21 protein-coding genes are annotated in these 17,774 nt (G+C 68.9%); 10 read left to right on the forward strand and 11 right to left on the reverse strand.

Annotated elements, in window-relative coordinates; all coding sequences use genetic code 11:
- Position 1: 1 nt before the first annotated feature.
- Together ACVCMI_RS12035 and pcp are read left to right on the forward strand one after the other, a co-directional pair.
- Positions 2–970 (forward strand): 5-oxoproline transporter, DUF979 family subunit, encoded by a 969-nt coding sequence (locus ACVCMI_RS12035; RefSeq protein ID WP_447098674.1) that lies wholly within the window; start codon positions 2–4, stop codon positions 968–970.
- A gap of 14 nt (positions 971–984) precedes the next feature.
- Entirely contained in the window at positions 985–1,641 is a 657-nt protein-coding gene (gene pcp, locus ACVCMI_RS12040) for a pyroglutamyl-peptidase I (RefSeq protein WP_395119085.1), read from the forward strand.
- A gap of 66 nt (positions 1,642–1,707) precedes the next feature.
- Here pcp and ACVCMI_RS12045 read toward each other — a convergent pair whose 3' ends face one another.
- The 4 genes from ACVCMI_RS12045 to apbC form a co-directional block, all read right to left on the reverse strand.
- Positions 1,708–2,187 (reverse strand): hypothetical protein, encoded by a 480-nt coding sequence (locus ACVCMI_RS12045; RefSeq protein ID WP_395119087.1) that lies wholly within the window; start codon positions 2,185–2,187, stop codon positions 1,708–1,710.
- Between the two features lie 94 nt (positions 2,188–2,281).
- Positions 2,282–2,848: a dCTP deaminase gene (gene dcd, locus ACVCMI_RS12050; RefSeq protein ID WP_447098673.1), complete on the reverse strand. Its 567-nt coding sequence runs from the start codon at positions 2,846–2,848 to the stop codon at positions 2,282–2,284.
- Between the two features lie 177 nt (positions 2,849–3,025).
- On the reverse strand, positions 3,026–3,568 hold the full coding sequence (locus ACVCMI_RS12055) for an NADPH-dependent FMN reductase (RefSeq protein WP_447098672.1): 543 nt from the start codon (positions 3,566–3,568) through the stop codon (positions 3,026–3,028).
- The gene (gene apbC, locus ACVCMI_RS12060) at positions 3,565–4,659 is read right to left on the reverse strand and encodes an iron-sulfur cluster carrier protein ApbC (protein ID WP_447098671.1); all 1,095 of its coding nucleotides are present in this window, start codon (positions 4,657–4,659) and stop codon (positions 3,565–3,567) included. The genes ACVCMI_RS12055 and apbC overlap by 4 nt, the downstream gene beginning before the upstream one ends.
- Positions 4,660–4,830: 171 nt before the next feature.
- Between apbC and ACVCMI_RS12065 the strand changes: the two genes are divergently transcribed.
- The 3 genes from ACVCMI_RS12065 to metG all read left to right on the forward strand — a co-directional run bounded on the left by ACVCMI_RS12065 (position 4,831) and on the right by metG (position 7,871).
- The gene (locus ACVCMI_RS12065) at positions 4,831–5,295 is read left to right on the forward strand and encodes a DUF2147 domain-containing protein (protein WP_395119095.1); all 465 of its coding nucleotides are present in this window, start codon (positions 4,831–4,833) and stop codon (positions 5,293–5,295) included.
- 109 nt (positions 5,296–5,404) lie between these two features.
- Positions 5,405–5,554 carry a hypothetical protein gene (locus tag ACVCMI_RS12070; protein ID WP_447098670.1) on the forward strand — a complete coding sequence of 50 codons (150 nt, stop codon included), beginning with the start codon at positions 5,405–5,407 and terminating at the stop codon, positions 5,552–5,554.
- A gap of 190 nt (positions 5,555–5,744) precedes the next feature.
- Positions 5,745–7,871, forward strand: a complete 2,127-nt coding sequence (gene metG / locus ACVCMI_RS12075; protein WP_447098669.1) for a methionine--tRNA ligase — start codon at positions 5,745–5,747, stop codon at positions 7,869–7,871.
- Between the two features lie 86 nt (positions 7,872–7,957).
- Here metG and ACVCMI_RS12080 read toward each other — a convergent pair whose 3' ends face one another.
- Positions 7,958–8,245, reverse strand: a complete 288-nt coding sequence (locus ACVCMI_RS12080) for a hypothetical protein (RefSeq protein WP_395119104.1) — start codon at positions 8,243–8,245, stop codon at positions 7,958–7,960.
- Positions 8,246–8,316: 71 nt separating this feature from the next.
- Here ACVCMI_RS12080 and rsxB point away from each other — a divergent pair, with 71 nt between their 5' ends.
- Positions 8,317–8,925, forward strand: coding sequence for an electron transport complex subunit RsxB (gene rsxB / locus ACVCMI_RS12085; RefSeq protein ID WP_447098668.1), 609 nt, complete (start codon positions 8,317–8,319; stop codon positions 8,923–8,925).
- Entirely contained in the window at positions 8,922–9,560 is a 639-nt protein-coding gene (gene nth, locus ACVCMI_RS12090) for an endonuclease III (RefSeq protein ID WP_447098667.1), read from the forward strand. The genes rsxB and nth overlap by 4 nt, the downstream gene beginning before the upstream one ends.
- Before the next feature lie 126 nt (positions 9,561–9,686).
- Here the strand turns inward: nth and ACVCMI_RS12095 are convergent, their stop codons facing one another.
- Entirely contained in the window at positions 9,687–10,583 is an 897-nt protein-coding gene (locus ACVCMI_RS12095; protein WP_447098666.1) for a pseudouridine synthase, read from the reverse strand.
- A gap of 83 nt (positions 10,584–10,666) precedes the next feature.
- Between ACVCMI_RS12095 and ACVCMI_RS12100 the strand changes: the two genes are divergently transcribed.
- Positions 10,667–11,224 (forward strand): YaeQ family protein, encoded by a 558-nt coding sequence (locus ACVCMI_RS12100; protein ID WP_395119112.1) that lies wholly within the window; start codon positions 10,667–10,669, stop codon positions 11,222–11,224.
- 210 nt (positions 11,225–11,434) lie between these two features.
- Positions 11,435–11,869, forward strand: a complete 435-nt coding sequence (locus tag ACVCMI_RS12105) for an FKBP-type peptidyl-prolyl cis-trans isomerase (RefSeq protein WP_447098665.1) — start codon at positions 11,435–11,437, stop codon at positions 11,867–11,869.
- Between the two features lie 59 nt (positions 11,870–11,928).
- Here the strand turns inward: ACVCMI_RS12105 and ACVCMI_RS12110 are convergent, their stop codons facing one another.
- On the reverse strand, positions 11,929–12,786 hold the full coding sequence (locus ACVCMI_RS12110; RefSeq protein WP_395119116.1) for a PA4780 family RIO1-like protein kinase: 858 nt from the start codon (positions 12,784–12,786) through the stop codon (positions 11,929–11,931).
- A 73-nt stretch (positions 12,787–12,859) separates the two neighbouring features.
- Positions 12,860–13,843 carry an LLM class flavin-dependent oxidoreductase gene (locus tag ACVCMI_RS12115; RefSeq protein WP_447098664.1) on the reverse strand — a complete coding sequence of 328 codons (984 nt, stop codon included), beginning with the start codon at positions 13,841–13,843 and terminating at the stop codon, positions 12,860–12,862.
- Between the two features lie 181 nt (positions 13,844–14,024).
- Here ACVCMI_RS12115 and ACVCMI_RS12120 point away from each other — a divergent pair, with 181 nt between their 5' ends.
- The gene (locus ACVCMI_RS12120) at positions 14,025–15,053 is read left to right on the forward strand and encodes an HDOD domain-containing protein (protein WP_447099559.1); all 1,029 of its coding nucleotides are present in this window, start codon (positions 14,025–14,027) and stop codon (positions 15,051–15,053) included.
- A gap of 194 nt (positions 15,054–15,247) precedes the next feature.
- Here ACVCMI_RS12120 and ACVCMI_RS12125 read toward each other — a convergent pair whose 3' ends face one another.
- Genes ACVCMI_RS12125 through ACVCMI_RS12135 form a run of 3 tightly spaced genes read right to left on the reverse strand, consistent with a single transcriptional unit; the run spans position 15,248 to position 17,696 of the window.
- Positions 15,248–15,649 (reverse strand): hypothetical protein, encoded by a 402-nt coding sequence (locus tag ACVCMI_RS12125; RefSeq protein WP_447098662.1) that lies wholly within the window; start codon positions 15,647–15,649, stop codon positions 15,248–15,250.
- Positions 15,650–15,685: 36 nt separating this feature from the next.
- Positions 15,686–16,456 carry a LytR/AlgR family response regulator transcription factor gene (locus tag ACVCMI_RS12130; protein ID WP_395119124.1) on the reverse strand — a complete coding sequence of 257 codons (771 nt, stop codon included), beginning with the start codon at positions 16,454–16,456 and terminating at the stop codon, positions 15,686–15,688.
- Positions 16,449–17,696: a sensor histidine kinase gene (locus ACVCMI_RS12135; protein ID WP_447098661.1), complete on the reverse strand. Its 1,248-nt coding sequence runs from the start codon at positions 17,694–17,696 to the stop codon at positions 16,449–16,451. The genes ACVCMI_RS12130 and ACVCMI_RS12135 overlap by 8 nt, the downstream gene beginning before the upstream one ends.
- Between the last annotated feature and the right edge of the window lie 78 nt (positions 17,697–17,774).

Below are 17,774 nucleotides of genomic sequence, written 5' to 3' on the forward strand. Positions count from 1 at the left end.
CATGCTGCGGATCGAACACGCGTACTGGCTGATCGCCGCCTTCCTGCTCTACAGCGGCTGGCGCAATTTGCGCGACGGCCACCGCTGGCATGCCGCCTTCTGGATCGTGCTGGGCCTGCTGTTCGGCGCCGGGGATTTCATCCTGGCGCAGTCGGCGGCCGGCAACGCCCTGCCCGCGCAGATCGCCGGCATCGGCGTGATCGCACTGGCCTGCCTGGCGCCGCGGCTGCGCCGCCAGGCGCATCCGGAAAACCGCAGCGCCGAACAACGCCTGCAGTCGGCGATCGAACTCGGCCACCGGCTGTTCGGGCCAGCCCTGCTGATTCCGCTGGTGACCCTGCTGGTGGCGTTGTTCGGCGGCTACCTGGTGATCGGGCAGTTCGCATTGTTCGCCCAGTCGCAGATGACGCTGACCGGGCTGGCGCTGGCCTGCGTGATCGCCCTGCTGGCCGCCGCAAGGGTGGCGCGCACGCCGGTGCACGAAGGTGTGGCCGAGGGCCGGCGATTGCTCGACGCGATCGGCTGGGCCGCCCTGCTGCCGCTGCTGCTGGCCGCGCTGGGCCAGGTGTTCACGCAAAGCGGCGTGGGCGCGGCGATCGCCGCGATCGCCACCGATTTCCTGCCCACCGGCAACGCCACCGCGGCACTGGCGGTGTTCGCGCTGGGCATGGTGCTGTTCACCGTCATCATGGGCAACGCGTTTGCCGCCTTTCCGGTGATGATGGCCGGCATCGGCCTGCCGCTGCTGATCCAGCAGCACGGCGCGCACCCGGCGATCCTCGGCGCGATGGGCATGCTGTGCGGCTACTGCGGCACCCTGCTGACGCCGATGGCGGCCGACTTCAACCTGGTGCCGGCGGCGCTGCTGGAATTGCGCAACCCCTACGGCGTGATCAAGGCGCAGGCCTGGAGCGCGCTGTGGATCTTCGCCAGCACGTTCACCATGATGTGGCTGCTGGTGTTTCGATGAACGCGCGAGGCCCGATGAGCAAAACCCTGCCACGTATCCTGTTGACCGGCTTCGACCCGTTCGGCGGCGAGACGGTCAACCCCTCGTGGGAAGCCGCGCGCGCCCTGCACGGGCGGCGCATCGGCGGGCATCGGGTGGTGGCGCGGCAAATCCCGACCGAGTTCGCCGCCTCGCTGCGCCTGCTCAAGGCCGCCCTGCGGGAAACGACGCCGGCGATCGTGCTGGGCGTGGGCCAGGCTGGCGGGCGCGCGCAGTTGTCGCTGGAACGCGTGGCGATCAACCTGCAGGATGCGCGGATTCCCGACAACGCCGGCGCCCAACCGATCGACGAACCGGTGATCCCCGGCGCGCCCGCGGCCTACTTCAGCACCCTGCCGCTGAAGGCGATGCTGGCGGCCCTGCACGAGGCCGGACTGCCCGCCGCGATCTCGCACACGGCCGGCACCTACGTGTGCAACCACCTCGCCTACGCAGCGCTGCACTGGAGCGCGCCCAAGCGCCGCGTGCGCGCCGGCTTCATCCACATCCCGTGGCTGCCGCTGCAGGCCGCATCGCGGCCCGGCGCGCCCAGCATGGCACTGGACGACATGGTGCGCGGCCTGGAGATCGCGCTGCGGGTGGCGGCCGTCACGCACGCCGACCTGCGCCTCGGCGGCGGCACGATCGCCTGATCGCCGTTCGACAAAAAGCCCGCGGCTCGCGCCACGGGCTTTTCGCGGTGCCGCGGTCGCGGCGGTTCAGTGCTGCTGCGAGGGCTCGTAGCCGCCGCCGTCGCTGGACGGCTGCGCGCGCTGCTGGTGGTCCTCCAGTTTGCGCGCCTTGACGTCGACCGGGCTGATCTGGGTGAGGCGGCCCTTGTGGTCGAAGAAATACGCGGCAAAGCCGTAGTCGATCGACATGCGGGCCAGATACTGCAGATGCTTCTTGCCGACCTTGGCCTCGTCGCTGTCGATCAACAGCACTTTCGCGGGCAGCTTGCCCTGGTCGCGCAGGTAGGCGAAGTGACTGCCGGCGTCGAGCGCCGAGAGCACCGCGCCATCGATCAGGAATTGCCCGTCCTTGTACGCCTGCATGGTCAGGCTGAATTCGCCCTTCATCGACGCCGCCAGGTGCTGCTCGTTCTTGACCTGGTTGCGGTGGCAACCGGCCAGCAGCAACACGCTGCCCAGCACGATCGCGGCGGACATGCGGACAAGCAGGGTGGACATTCGGCTCATGCAGCTCTCCCGGAAGGCGTCGTGGCAACGGTGAAGTCTAGCAGTCCGTGGCGCCGACGGCGGTTGCCGCGCGCCGCCGTTCAGGCAGGCGGGGTCAGGTACGCGGCAGGGTCACGCCCTGCTGGCCCTGGTACTTGCCGCCACGGTCCTTGTAGCTGGTCTCGCACTCCTCGTCGGACTCGAAGAACAGCATCTGCGCCACGCCCTCGTTGGCGTAGATCTTCGCCGGCAGCGGCGTGGTGTTGGAGAACTCCAGCGTCACGTGCCCCTCCCACTCCGGTTCCAGCGGCGTCACGTTGACGATGATGCCGCAGCGCGCGTAGGTGCTCTTGCCCAGGCACACCACCAGCACGTTGCGCGGGATGCGGAAGTACTCCACCGTGCGCGCCAGCGCGAACGAGTTGGGCGGGATGATGCACACGTCCGAGGCCACGTCGACAAAGCTGTTCGGGTCGAATGCCTTGGGATCGACGATGGTCGAGTTGATGTTGGTGAAGATCTTGAACTCGCGCGCACAGCGCACGTCGTAGCCGTAGCTGGAGGTGCCGTAGGAAACGATGCGCCCGCTGTCGTTCTGCTTGACCTGGCCCGGCTCGAACGGCTCGATCATGCCCTGGCCCTCGGCCATGCGGCGGATCCACTTGTCGGATTTGATGCTCACGCGCTCTCCGGTCGATTGCGGGCAGCCCGAACCAACCGGGCGCAAAGCGGCAAAAATACATGGTCGGGGTACCGCCACGCCAGCCGGCTGGCCTTCGTCACCCGTAGGAGCCCGCTGGCGGGCGATACTCTTGCGAACCCCGAATCCCGGCCAGGAGCATCGCCCGCCAGCGGGCTCCTACGGGCGGGGTGGAAGCGCGGCCAGGAGGTCCAGCGCTGCGTGCAATTCCGCGCAGCGTTCCGCGCTGGCCAGCACCTGCGCCGCGGTGCAGCCGGCGCCCGGCAATGCCACCGGCACGGGCCGTGCCGCCAGCAACCGGGCCGACATGGTGAACAGGATCTCGGCCAGTGCCTCCTGCGCATGGTGCGAACCGCGCGCGGCCGTGTTCAGCAGCAGCACCGGCTTGCCGGGAAACTCCAGGCTGCCGACCAGCCAGTCGAGCAGGTTCTTGAACGCGCCGGGCACGCCGTGGGCGTATTCGGGGCAGGCGATCAGCAAGGCATCCGCGGCGCCGACTGCTTCGCGCAACGCCAGCACCGGGGGCGGCAGCGGATCGACCTCGTCATCCGGATTGAACGGCGGCAGCGCGCCCAGCCCGTCGTGCAGCACCAGTTCGAGCGGCGCTGCGGCCAGTTGGTGCGCGGCTTCCAGCGCGGCGCGATTCGACGATACCCGGCGCAAGCTGCCGCACAGGCACAGCACGCGCCGCGGCGCCGTCATGCAGAGGGCACGCCCTGCACCACGATCTTGCCCAGGCCCAGCGACTTGTTGCGCGGCTGGCGCGACAGCCGGCCGGCGGTATTGCGGGCGATCTCGCGGTAGCGGGCAGCAAGGTCGGAATCGGGGATCGCCGCCACCGTGGGGTTGCCGCCATCGGTCTGCTCGCGGATGCGGATGTCCAGCGGCAGCGAGCCGAGGTAGGCCGCGCCGTACTGCGTGGCCATGCGCTCGCCGCCGCCTTCACCGAAGATGTTCTCCTCGTGGCCGCAGTTGGAGCAGACGTGGGTGGCCATGTTCTCCACCACGCCAAGCACCGGCACCTCGACCTTCTCGAACATCTTGAGCGCCTTGCGCGCGTCCAGCAGGGCGATGTCCTGCGGCGTGGTGACGATCACCGCGCCAGCCACCGGCACTTTCTGCGACAGCGTGAGCTGGATATCGCCGGTGCCCGGAGGCAGGTCGATGACCAGGTAGTCGAGCTGTTCCCAGCGGGTGTCGGTGATCAGCTGCATCATCGCCTGGGTCACCATCGGGCCGCGCCAGATCATCGGCGTGTCCTCTTCGACGAGGAAGCCGATCGACATCACCGGCATGCCGTGCGCCTGCATCGGCAGGATGCTCTTGCCATCGGGCGAGGCCGGCTTGCCGTGCACGCCGAGCATGGTGGGCTGGCTGGGGCCGTAGATGTCCGCGTCCATCACGCCCACCTTCGCGCCCTCGGCCTGCAGCGCCAGCGCCAGGTTGGCCGACACGGTGGACTTGCCCACGCCGCCCTTGCCCGAGGCGACCACGATGATGTTCTTCACGTTCGGCAGCGGCCCCAGCGTGCCCTGCACCTTGTGCACGTGGATGCGGCTGGTGATCGACACCGTCGCCGACTCGATGCCCGGATCGGCCTGCAACGCCTCGCGCACCCGCGCGGTGATCGCCCCGATCGCGCTGGCGGCGGGATAGCCAAGCTGCAGGTCCACCGAAACCCGGCCGCCGTCGACGCCCACGGCGCGCACGGCCTCGCCCAGCGGGGCACCGGTGTGGGTGTCGATCAGCCCGCCCAGGATCTGGCGGACCAGGGCTTCATTCACCTGCGTCATGTCGGTTCGGTCGTCGAGAGAGACGCCCATTATGCCAGCGCGCCGCAGACGGCCGGCTGACACAGATCAGCGCCTCACCGGCGCACCGGCAGCCATGGCGCAATGCAGCTTGACGACCTCGCCGAACCTCGCCAGTCTCGATTCCATACGCTTTCGTACGGGAGAGACGCCATGAAGTCAGCACGACGCTTTGCCTTCGCCACCTGCCTGCTGCTCGCCGCCGGTTCGGCACTGGCCGCCAACGACACCCCCGTGGGCAACTGGAAAACCATCGACGACGAAAGCGGCCAGGCCAAGTCGATCGTGCAGATCACCGACGAGAATGGCGAGCTGAAGGCCACCATCGTCAAGCTGCTCAACCGCAGCCCTTCGGATATCGCCCGCGACGGCGAGGTGGCGCTGTGCAAGAAGTGCGACGGCGAGCGCAAGGACAAGCCGATCGAAGGCATGAACATCATGTGGGGCGTGCACCAGGATGGCGACGTCTGGAGCGGCGGTCACATCCTCGACCCGAAGACCGGCAAGGTCTACAAGGTGAAGCTGTCGATGCTCGACGGCGGCCAGAAGCTCAACGTGCGCGGCTACATCGGCTTTTCCTGGGTCGGCCGCTCGCAGCAGTGGGAACGCCAGCCCTGACCATCCGCTGCGTCGATTGACCTTCGACCACGCCCCGCACCGCCGACCGGTGCGGGGCGTTCTTGTGTGCACGGCCGGCGTCCGCACCGCTGAGCCGGCGTAACCCGGCATGGTCACCGTGGCCAGCGAGACCCTGGGCGACGCCCCGGGCAAACGCCCGACCGCGCCGAACATCACCGGCACGATGGCTGCCATGCCGATGCCCAAGGCGAGGAAAACCAGCCGCGTGGTGCGCGGCCCCGGCGCAAGGCTGCCGTGATCCGTGGCCGAAAGGACTCTGCCCACATGCGCTCCAGCAACCCGCGACAGCAGCCAGGCGCTCTGCACCACCGCACCGGAATCCCCGGCGAGCAAAGTCCGCGCGCGCTGCGGCATGGCCATCCGGACGGCCAATACCGGCGGGGGCGCATGCCATAATGCGCAGTCCCCCCAAGGAAGCCACGCAACCCATGAGTCGTCGCCTGCTCGTCACCCACGCCCTGCCCTACGCGAACGGTCCGCTGCACCTGGGCCACATGCTGGGCTACATCCAGGCCGACATCTGGGTGCGTGCGCAGCGGATGATGGGCAACGAGGTGCATTTCGTGGCGGCGGACGACGCGCACGGCACGCCGATCATGCTGGCCGCCGAGAAGGCCGGGATGACGCCGGAGGCCTTCATCGCGGGCATCCGGGCAGGTCATGAAGCCGATTTCGGCGATTTCCACTTCAGCTTCGACCACTACCACACGACCCACTCGGACGAGAATCGCGAGCTGGCCTCGCTGATCTACACGCGCCTGCGCGACAGCGGCTGCATCGCCAGGCGCAACATCCAGCAGCTGTTCGATCCCGAGAAGCAGATGTTCCTGCCGGACCGCTACATCAAGGGCACCTGCCCGAAATGCGGCACGCCGGACCAGTACGGCGACAACTGCGAAAACTGCGGCGCCACCTATGCGCCCACCGACCTGATCAACCCGTATTCGGTGATGTCCGGCGCCACCCCGGTGCTGCGCGGTTCGGAGCACTACTTCTTCGAGCTGGGCAAGTTCGAATCGCTGCTGCGCGACTGGTTCGCCGGCAAGTTCACCCAAGGCAAGCCGGTGGCCGACAGCGGCGTCGCCGCCAAGCTGCGCGAATGGCTGGATGGCGGCCTGAAGGACTGGGACATCTCGCGTGACGCGCCCTACTTCGGCTTCCCGATCCCCGACGCGCCGGGCAAGTTCTTCTACGTGTGGCTGGATGCGCCGGTCGGCTACCTGGCCAGCTTCAAGGCGCTGTGCGACAGGACCGGCCTGAAGTTCGACGACTTCCTCGGCCCCGACAGCACCGCCGAGATGCATCACTTCATCGGCAAGGACATCATCAACTTCCACGGCCTGTTCTGGCCGGCGATGCTGCATGGCGCGGGTTTCCGCACGCCCACCGCGTTGCACGTCAACGGCTACCTGACGGTGAACGGAGCCAAGATGTCCAAGTCGCGCGGCACCTTCATCCAGGCGCGCACCTATCTCGACGCCGGCATCCACCCGGAATTCCTGCGCTACAACTTCGCCACCATGCTCAGCGCGGCGCCGGTCGACGTGGACCTCGATCTCAAGGCATTCGAGGAACGGGTCAACTCGCACCTGATCGGCAAGTGGGTGAACATCGCCAGCCGCACCGCCGGCTTCGTGCAGAAGTTTTTCGACGGCAGGCTGGCCGACCGTTTCGAGGCGGAGGAAGCGGCGCTGTGGCAAACCCTGCTGTCGCACTACGACGGCGTCGACGCGCTGTACGACGCCGGCGAGTTCGCCGAGGTGACTCGTCGTTTCGTCGCCATCGCCGACCTGGTCAACGGCTACATCGCCACCAGGGCGCCGTGGCTGATCGCCAAGGACGACGCCCGCCGCGCCGAACTGCAGCAGGTCTGCACGCTGGCCCTGCACGGCTTCCGCCTGCTGTCAGGCTTGCTCAAGCCGGTGCTGCCGGCCACCGTGGCAGCCGCCGAACAATTCCTCGCCGCACCCGTCGCCAGCTTCGACGACGCCCGCCGCGAACTGCACGGCCACCGCGTCAACACCTTCGAGCCGCTGCTGGCCCGCCTCGATGCCAAGCGCATCGAGGCGATGGTCGAGGCCTCCAGGGAATCGCTTGGCGCATCCGTTCCCGCCGCGCCGGCTGCCCCGGCGAAGAAATCCATGAACGACAAGTCGAAATCTGCCGTGACGAACCCCGAATCCGGGATCCACCGTCCCGAGCCTGTCGAAGGGGCGAATCCCGGCCTCATCTCCATCGACGACTTCGCCAAGCTCGACCTGCGCATCGGCAAGGTCACCACCTGCGAATTCGTGGAAGGCTCGGACAAGCTGCTGCGCTTCGAACTGGACGCCGGCGAACTCGGCAAGCGGCAGATCTTCTCCGGCATCCGCGCCGCCTACGCCGAACCGGAAAAACTGGTCGGCCGCAACGTGGTGTTCATCGCCAACCTGGCCCCGCGCAAGATGCGCTTCGGCCTGTCCGAAGGCATGATCCTGTCCGCCGGCGACGGCGGCAGCGACCTGTTCCTGCTCGATGCCGACCAGGGCGCCAGGCCCGGCGCCAGCGTGCGCTGACACGCAGGGCGGGCACTGCCCACCTTACGGCGAGCGACCCGCAGGAGCGCACGCGGTGCGCTCCCGCCCTCGATACAGCGGACCGTTCACTGCCTCGTGTAGGTCACGAAGAAGCCGACCAGGTCGCCGTTCTCGTTGTACGGCGCCATGTCCACGTAGCGGTAGCCGCGCGCGGCGTAGTCGGCGTGGGATTTCGTGAGCTGGTTCGCCATGTGCTTCTTGCGGAAACCCAGCGTGGCGTCGACGAAGACGGTCACCGTGTCGGCGGTGGCGCTCGATTGCGCCTGCGCCGTGCCGGCATGGGTCAGGAGGATCGAGCCGCCGGCACCGAGCACGGCAGCCAGCAACAGGGAAGCGAGGAACGACGGTTTCATGGCGACACTCCAACAAGTGATCGGCAATTGCGGGACAATGGGCGTCGATTATCGCCCACCCCGCACCGCGCATGAGTGATCCCATCGCCGTCCTGGCCGACCGCATCGACGCGCTGCTGCCGCAGACGCAGTGCGAGCAATGCGGCTACCACGGCTGCCGGCCGTATGCCGAGGCGATCGCGCGTGGCGAGGCGGCGATCAACCGCTGCCCGCCCGGCGGCGCGGCCGGCATCGCGAAACTGGCGAACTTGCTGGGCCGGCCACCGCTGCCGCTGGACCCCGCCTGCGGCATCGAGAAGCCACGCATGCTTGCGCGCATCGTGGAAGCCGATTGCATCGGCTGCACCAAATGCATCCAGGCCTGCCCGGTCGACGCCATCATCGGCGCGCCGAAACTGATGCACACCGTGCTCGCCGACGATTGCACCGGTTGCGAGCTGTGCGTGCCGGCGTGCCCGGTGGATTGCATCGAACTGGTGCCGATGCCGATGGGGCAGATCGATCAGGCGCACGCGGATGCCGCACGCGCTCACTTCCAGCGCCGCGGCGCCCGGCTGGCGCGCGAACGCGCCGAGCGTGACGCCGAGCTGGCCGCACGCAAGGCCGCGGTGGATGCCGCCGCGTCGACCAATCCGGTGCTGGCGGCGCTGGCACGCGCGAAGGCGAAGAAGTCCTCATGAAGCGCGCCGACGTGGTGGAACTGTTCACGCGCCTGCGCGAACTCGACCCGCATCCGACCACCGAGCTGCTGTACGGCACCCCGTTCGAGTTGCTGGTGGCGGTGGTGCTGTCGGCGCAGGCCACCGACGTTGGCGTGAACAAGGCGACCCGCAAGCTCTATCCGGTGGCGAACACACCGCAGGCCATCCTCGACCTCGGCGAGGATGGGCTGAAGCGCTACATCAGCACGATCGGCCTGTTCAACGCCAAGGCCAGGAACGTGATCGCGCTGTGCCGGCTGCTGATCGAGCAGCACGGCGGCGAGGTGCCGCGTACCCGCGAGGCGCTGGAAGCGCTGCCCGGCGTGGGCCGCAAGACCGCCAACGTGGTGCTCAATACCGCCTTCGGCGAGCCGACCATCGCGGTCGACACGCACATCTTCCGCGTCGCCAACCGCACCGGGCTGGCGCCCGGCAAGGACGTGCGCACGGTGGAGGACAAGCTGGTCAAGGTGATCCCGGCCGAGTTCAGGCAGGACGCCCACCACTGGCTGATCCTGCACGGGCGCTACGTGTGCAAGGCGCGCAAGCCGGATTGCCCGCACTGCGTGATCCGCGACCTGTGCCGCTACAAGCACAAGACGCCGGCGGAGTAGCCACACCGCGGCACGGACCGGCGGGCGGTGCCCGCCCTACGACCCGCCTGGCCCTTGTAGGCATTCGGGCGCTCATCGTGACAAGTGCAGGCGTAGGGCGGGCATCGCCCGCCGGCCCCACCTCGATCAGGCGAGATCGTCGCCGAGCGTCAACCCGCTGCGGAAGCGGCGGAATTCGCCCGACAGCGGATCGACGAACGCCAGCTCCCGCGCCAGCAGCTTCAGTGGACGTCGATAGTCGTCCGCGGCTGCGACGGCCAGTTCGGGATACAGCGGGTCATTGCGGATCGGCGCGCCCAGCGCCGCCATGTGGATGCGCAACTGGTGTTTGCGCCCGGTCACCGGACGCAGCGCATAGCGCCAGTCGATGCCGCCGCGTTCGATCACCTCGATGCGGGTCTCGCTGTTGGGTTCGCCCCCGGCTTCGGTCATGCGGAAGAACGGTTCGCCCCGCACGATGCGTGAGCGCCGGCACAGCGGGAAAACCTCTGCCGGCAAGGCCGGCGCCAACGCTTCGTACCATTTGTCGATGCGCCGTTGGCGAAACAGCGCCTGGTAAGACGCGCGGCTGGCCGGGTTGGCCGAAAACAGCACCAGCCCTGCGGTGGCGCGATCGATCCGGTGCAGGGGCACCAGTTGCGGATTGCCGAGCCGCCGCATCAGCCGCCGCAACAGCGTCTGCTCGACGTAGGCGCCGGCGGGCGTCACCGGCAGGAAGTGCGGCTTGTCCGCCACCACCAGATGCTCATCGGCGTGCAGGATCGTCTCGACGAACGGTATCTCCGCCTCGTCCGCCACCTCGCGGTAGTAGTGGAGGCGCATTCCCGCGCGGTACGGCACCTGCGCGTCGATCGCCACGCCATCCCCGTCCAGCACGCGGCCGCGCGCGATCCGATCCAGCCATTGCGCACGACTGATCGCGGGAAAGTGCGCGCACAGCGCGTCGAGCGCGCTTCGCCAGGACCCTGGCGGCAGGTGCACCGTGCTGGCGCCACGGTCAGGACGGAAAGGAACGTTCGGCATGATCGGGCCAGTCTAGCCGCAGGTCGGCGGCAGGTCGGCGCCATGCCGCGTACAATGCTCGGCTGTTGTCCTCCGGCATGCGCATGGCACTCAACTCCACCATCTACAAGGTCGAACTGCAGATCAGCGACATGGACCGGCATTACTACGCCACCCATGCGCTGACCCTGGCGCGCCACCCGTCGGAAACCGAGGAGCGCCTGATGGTGCGGCTGCTCGCGTTCGCCATGCATGCGGACGAGCGGTTGGAGTTCGGCAAGGGCCTCAGCGACGAGGACGAGCCGGCGCTGTGGCGCAAGGCGTATACCGACGAGATCGAGTTGTGGATCGACGTGGGTCAGCCCGACGAGACGCGCGTCCGCAAGGCCTGCGGCCGTGCGCGCCAGGTGGTGGTGATCAATTACGGCGGCAACGCGGCGGAGCTCTGGTGGAACCGCCACGCCGCCACGCTGGCTCGCCACCGCAATCTCAGCGTGCTGGACATCAGCGCCGACACCGTCGCCGCACTGGTCACCCTGCTGCAGCGGGGCATGCGCCTGCAGGTGCTGATCCAGGACGGCCAGCTGCAACTGATGAACGATGCCGATGCCGTGGCGGTCGATCCGCAGATCCGCATGGCGAGCGCCGAAGCAGTGAGCTGACCGGCATGTCGGCTGCTGGTCCGCTATCGCCGGCACGGCGGCAGCCTGACCCGTGCGAGCTCACCGCGGCAGGCACGCGCCGGTCGATTGCCGGATAATCGCGGCTCCCTCAAGAAAAACCCCATCCGGTTCTCGCCCCGACGAAAGTCGGAATGCCAAACCCGAGACTTGATCGGGACATCCGCTGCCCCCTTGCCCAGGAGTCTTTCCATGCGCTGGTTGCTTTCCCTGTTCGCCCTGATTTCGCTCGTCGCCTGCTCGGCGCCGGCGCCGCAACAAACCCGCGGCAGCGTGGACCAGCTCACCGTCGTCGACAGCAAGGTCGGCACCGGCGCCGAGGCCATGGCGGGCATGAAGGTCACCGTGCACTACACCGGCTGGCTGTACGACGAAACTGCCGGCAACAAGCACGGCAGCCAGTTCGACAGCTCGCGCGATCATGGCGAGCCGTTCTCCTTCGTGCTCGGCGCCGGCAACGTCATCGCCGGCTGGGACCAGGGCGTGGCCGGCATGCGCGTGGGCGGCAAGCGCACCCTGCTGATCCCCGCCGCGCTGGGCTACGGCGCGCGCGGCGCCGGCGACGACATCCCGCCGAACGCCTCGCTGGTGTTCGACGTCGAGCTTTTGGACGTCCAGAAGCCCTGAGGCGGCTCGACCCCGGCGGGCAGTGCCCGCCATCGTGATTGGCGACCCACCGGGCGCTCCTACAATTCCCGCTCCGCCGCTTCCCTGCCCTGCTGGCGGATGATCGCTTCCTCGCGGGCGTCGATGATCGACTGCATCACGCTGTCGACGTCGGCGATGTGCTCGTCGAACTCGAACCGGCCGGTCAGTTCGGTATCGGGATGCAGCTCGCCCAGTTCGTACAGCGCCCACATCTCCTCGCCGTAGTGGGTGTCCAGCAGCTCGGGCGCGAAGCGCGACAGGCTGATGGTGATGTTGCCCACGTCACGCCGCAGCATCGTGCGCGCGCTGTTGTTGCCCGCCGCGCTGACCGCCTGCGGCAGGTCTATGATGACCGGGCCGTGCGGGCCGACCAGCACGTTGTACTCGGACAGGTCGCCATGGATCAGCCCCACGCACAGCATGCGGGCCACCTGCTGCATCAGGAAGCGGTGATACGCGCGCGCCTCGTCGGCGGACAGTTCGACCTCGCCGAGCCGCGGCGCGGAATGGCCGTCCGCATCGGTGACCAGTTCCATCACCAGCACGCCGTTGAAGTAGCCGTACGGCCGCGGCACGCGCACGCCGGCGGCGGCCAGCTGGTACAGGGCGTCGACCTCGGCATTCTTCCATGCCTCCTCGGCCTCGCGGCGGCCGAACTTCGTCGCCTTGCCCATCGCCCGCGCCTGTCGGCTGCCGCGTACCTTGCGCCCTTCCTGGTATTGCACGCGCGCCTGGAAGCTGCGCTGGGCCATGTCCTTGTAGACCTTGGCGCAGCGCACCTCGTCGCCGCAGCGCACGACATACACCGAGGCTTCCTTGCCGCTCTTGAGCGGCCTGAGCACCTGGTCGATCATGCCGTCGTCGATCAGCTCCTGCAGGCCCTTGGGGGTTTTCATCGGTGGCGTGGCTTCAATGCGTCGACGGGGGAACGCCCATTATGGCCGACGCCGACCGCATCCGTGGCGAAGCTCATGCCTCGCGTGCCGCCGCGGCGATCTCGAACGAATGTCGTCGCGCCGAGTGCTCGAAGATGTTGGCAGTCAGCATCAACTCGTCCGGCCGGTGGCGGGCCACGAAGGCCGCGATGCCCTCCTTCACCGTGACCGCATCGCCGACCACCGCGCAGGCCAGAGCGCGCTCGACCATCAGCTTCTCCGGCGGCGTCCAGTACGCCTCGATGTCGTCGATCGGCGGCGGGATCAGGCCGGGCTTGCCGCGACGCAGGTTGATGAAGCTCTGCTGCTGGGTGGTGAACAATCGCCGCGCCTCGGCGTCGCTGTCGGCGGCGACCACGTTGATGCCGAGCATCGCATACGGCTGCTGCAACCGCGCCGAGGGCACGAAGTTGCGCCGATACAACGCCAGCGCCTCGTCCATCGCATCCGGCGCGAAGTGCGAGGCGAACGCGAACGGCAACCCCAGCTGCGCCGCCAGCCGCGCACTGAACAGGCTCGACCCCAGCAGCCACACCGGCACCTCGATGCCGGCGCCGGGCACCGCGCGCACCGGCTGGCCGGGCTGCGCCGGCTCGAAATAGCCAAGCAGCTCCAGCACGTCCTGCGGGAACGCGTCGGCGCTGTCGAAGTAGCGGCGCAGCGCCCGCGCCGTGGGCTGGTCGGTGCCCGGCGCACGCCCCAGGCCCAGATCGATGCGGCCCGGATGCAGCGAGGCCAGCGTGCCGAACGCCTCGGCCACCTGCAACGGCGCGTGGTTGGGCAGCATGATGCCGCCGGCGCCCACGCGGATCGTCGAGGTGCCGGCGGCGACATGGCCGATCAGCACGGCGGTGGCCGCGCTGGCGATGCCGGGCATGTTGTGGTGCTCGGCCAGCCAGTAGCGCCGGTAGCCGAGCCGCTCGCCCAGCTGCGCCAGGTCCAGCGTGTTGCGGAAGGCCTGGCCCGCGTCGCTGCCTTCGGTGATCGGGGCCAGGTCGAGGATGGAAAATGGAATCATGGCGCAATCCCGGATGACGGAAGCACCCTATCTGGGGGCGAACCGGTTCATTGCCAGCCACAGCCACGCGCGGCGGCCGTCGGCTCAACTTTCCCGCCGCGCGGCCGCTAACGGGAGCGAACCATCGACGACACGGCGCGACAGAGGGGCAGTCCCCATGGTGGGAAACATGTGGCGGCGCGTGTTTTCGCGACGCAAGGCAAAGGCCAGTCCGCAGCGCGCCAGCAAGGCGCGGTCGCCGGCCCCTGCCGCCGTCCCGTCGCCCGCCGTCGCCCACGCCGCGACGGAAACGCCGTCGCTGGCCTTGATCGACGAGCGCTTCCACCGGCTCGTGCTCGGCCTGCCGCCGCCCCGCCAGGATGACCCGCTGCCGGCCGAAGCGGCCCTGCTGCGGCGACTGGAGCTGCTCGGCGCTCGCTTCGACCTGCGCAGCCTGCCGCGCCTGCCGACCGTGCTGCCGCAACTGCTGCGCACCCTCAAGAGCGACGAGGCTGCAGGCGCCGAACTGGCCAAGCTGGTCGGCCGCGACCCGCTGATGGTGGGCGAGGTCATGCGCGCCACCAGCACCGTGTTCTACCGTTCGGCACAACCGATCAGCAGCCTGCAACAGGCGGTGGTGCTGCTCGGCCAGGACGGCCTGCGCCGGGTGATCACCCTGCACGTGATGAAGCCGATCCTGCAGGGCAACACCGGCAGCATGGGCCACGCGGCAGGCGGGCGCCTGTGGGGCCACGCGGAACGCTGCGCGCATGCCTGCGCGTGGCTGGGGCGCACCACCGGCTGCGATGCGTTCGAGGCCTATCTGGCCGGGATCGTGCGCCATGCCGGTACGGGCGCGGTGGTGCGCCTGCTGGATCAACTGCTGCCCGGGGCGCCGCCACCGCCGTTGTCGGCGGGCTTCGTGCGGCACTGCGCGATGCTGGCCGCGCAACTCTCGCTGCAGGCTGCCCGCCAATGGGGGCTGCCGGCGCGCGTGCTCGGCGCCCTGGCCGAGTGCCAGGGCGAGGTCAGCGCAGCCACCTCGCCGCTGGGCCGCGCGCTGGCGGTGGCCGACAGTCTGGCCAGCCTGAGCCTGCTGGTGGAAAACGGCGAGTTCCCCGCCGATGCGGACCTGGCGCACAGCTGGCCGGGCGTCATGCCGCCGGCCGTGCTCGCACGCTGCCAGCGCGACCTCGGCCAGCACTTCGCCGCCGGCGTGGCCACGGCCTGATCGGCGACGGCAACGACTCCCGTTTGGTCGAGGAAACGCCTAGACTTGCCGCCACCACCATCGTCCACATCGAGGAGCCGCGCATGAGCAAGGGCATGGATTCGAAGAAGAGCGAAAAGAAGAAGCCGGAGAAAACGCTGAAGGAAAAGCGCGCCGCCAAGCAAGAAAAAAAGAAGGACAAGTAGCTCCGCCGCTCACCAGCCGGCAAGCGGCGAACGCGATGCGGAAAGCATGTTGCATTCCGCGCCGACGCCGCCGTCGCCGGCACCCACGCAAAGCATGAAGCGTGCGGGCAGGCCCGCGACGTCCCGGCTTGCTCCGCTCGCCAGCACGAACTGCCGTGCGCCGGCCTGCTCGCAGGCCGGCGCCTTGGTCGCGTGCGCGGCCGGCGTCGGGCACGCCAGCAAACGGTAATGGCAACGCCCGCTGGCGCTGCGCACGCAGGTGATGTCGGCGATGTCGGCCACAATCCGCGTACGGCTGTAAAGCACGTCGACGCCGTTGACGCTGGCGCGCGTGGCATGCGACTGGCTGCCGTAGCCCTCCACCCCGGCCAGCGAGAGCACCAGCCAGATCAGCGCGATGAGATAGTGCATGGCCGTCCTCCCGACAAACCGTTGCGAACGCGGCAGTTACATGTTGCGAAACAGGGTCATGAACGGCGCGCTCACGCTGAGCGTTTCCGGCCGCTCGCGCAGGCGCACGATGCCCTTGCCGGTGTCGTCGCGGGTGACGGCGGCGACCGCCTTCATGTTGATCACGGTGCCGCGGTGGATCTGCTTGAACACGGTCGGGTCGAGCACCTCCAGCAGTTCGCGGATCGGCGTGCGCAGCAGCGCCTCGCCCTCGGCGGTGACCACGGTGGTGTACTTGTTGTCCGCGCGGAAATAGGCGACGTCGTCGAGCAGGATCAGCCGCGTCTCCCGCCCCGTGCTGGCGGTGACCCAGCTCAGCGGCGGTTGCTGGCGCGCCGGCCCCAGCCGGCTGCCGATCTGCCGGACCAGGTCGGCCAGCGAGGCAGTGTCGGACCGATCCGCGCCCACGCGCGACTGCACGCGCTCCACGGTGGCGCGCAACCGTTCCGGGACGACCGGCTTGAGCAGGTAGTCGATCGCGCCGCGCTCGAAGGCGTCGATGGCGTACTGGTCATACGCGGTGACGAACACCACCTGGGTGGCCGGGCACGCTTCGGCCGCGGCGGTGGCGACTTCGAGGCCGGTGAGGCCGGGCATGCGGATGTCGAGGAAGGCCACTTCGGGCCGATGCTCGACGATCGCCTCCAGCGCGCTGGCGCCGTCCTCGCACTCGGCGACGATGTCCAGCTGCGGCCATGCCGTCTCCAGCGCGGCACGCAGCGACTGGCGCAGCAAGACCTCGTCTTCGGCGATCACACCCTTAGCCATGGGCCTGCTCCTCGTTGTAGTGCTCCGGCACGTTGATGGTGGCGGCGACGCCCTGCGGGAAGTTCGCCGCGATGGCCAGGCTGGCCTGGCCGGCATAGATCAGTTTCAGCCGTTCGCGCGCGTTCTTCAGGCCGATGCCCGCGCCGCTTTCCTGCGCGCCGAAACCCTTGCCGTCGTCGGCCACGGTCACCGCCAGGCGGCCATCCTGCCGGCGCGCGAAGATCCACACCGTGCCGTCGCCGGGCCGCGGCTCCAGGCCGTGCTTGATCGCGTTTTCCACCAGGGTCTGCAGCAGCATCGGCGGCAGCGGCGTGGCCAGCAGTTCGTCCGGCACGTCGATCTGCACGTTCAGGCGTGCGCCCATGCGGATCTTCATGATCGCCAGGTAGGCGCGCGAGCGCTCCAGTTCCTCGCCCAGGCTGGCGAGCGCGCGGTCGGCGCGCGGCAGCGAGTGACGCAGGTACTGGATCAGGTGGCCCAGCATCGCATCCGCCCCGGCCGGGTCGCTGCGCACCAGCACCTGCGCGCTGGCCAGCGTGTTGTACAGGAAGTGCGGCTCCACCTGCGCCTGCAGCAGGCTGAGCCTGGCGATCGCCAGCTCCTTCTCGGTCGCCGTCTGCGCCGCCGCCGCCTGCTCGCCGCGGCGGCGGCTGGCCACGCCGAGCGTCACCGCGCGGGCGATCGCCTCGAGGTTCTCCAGGTTGACGCCATCGTCCACCTGCAGCCAGTCGCTCCACGGCGCGCTGCACGGCTCGCAGACCAGGCTGAAGCTGCTGCTGCCGTCGCCGCGATTGACCGTGGCCAGGATGCGGTTGCGCTGGCTGACGATCCAGCGCATCGGGTTCCAGCGCCCCAGCTGCGCCAGGTCATAGGGGTCGGCGTAGACCGCGGTGGCGCGAATCTGCAGGTGGTTGCGCGCGCGGTCCACCTGCTCCACGCCCGGCAGCTCGCGAATCGCGGCGTCCAGCAGCTCGAACGCCTCCTCCGCCTCGAACGGCGCCTCGATCTGCCGCCGTTGCCGGGTGGCCAGCGTCGCCGAGGTCAGCTTGCCCGCGATCATGCGCACCCGCACCAGGTGCGAATGCGCGCGGATCACCACGAACACGATCACCACCAGCCCCAGCAACTGCACCAGGCTGCCCAACCCCGACCAGATCCAGCTCACGGACAACGTCGCCAGCAGCACCAGCAGGTACCAGGCCACGATGAGGCGCAGGTAGAAGAAGAAGCTTCTGATCACGACGACAGTTCCGCTGACTTGGGAGTGCGATCGAGAATAGTGGCCGAGACGCGGGAAATCCCCGGCGGCCCGACGAAA

This window comes from Rhodanobacter sp. UC4448_H15, assembly GCF_052978265.1.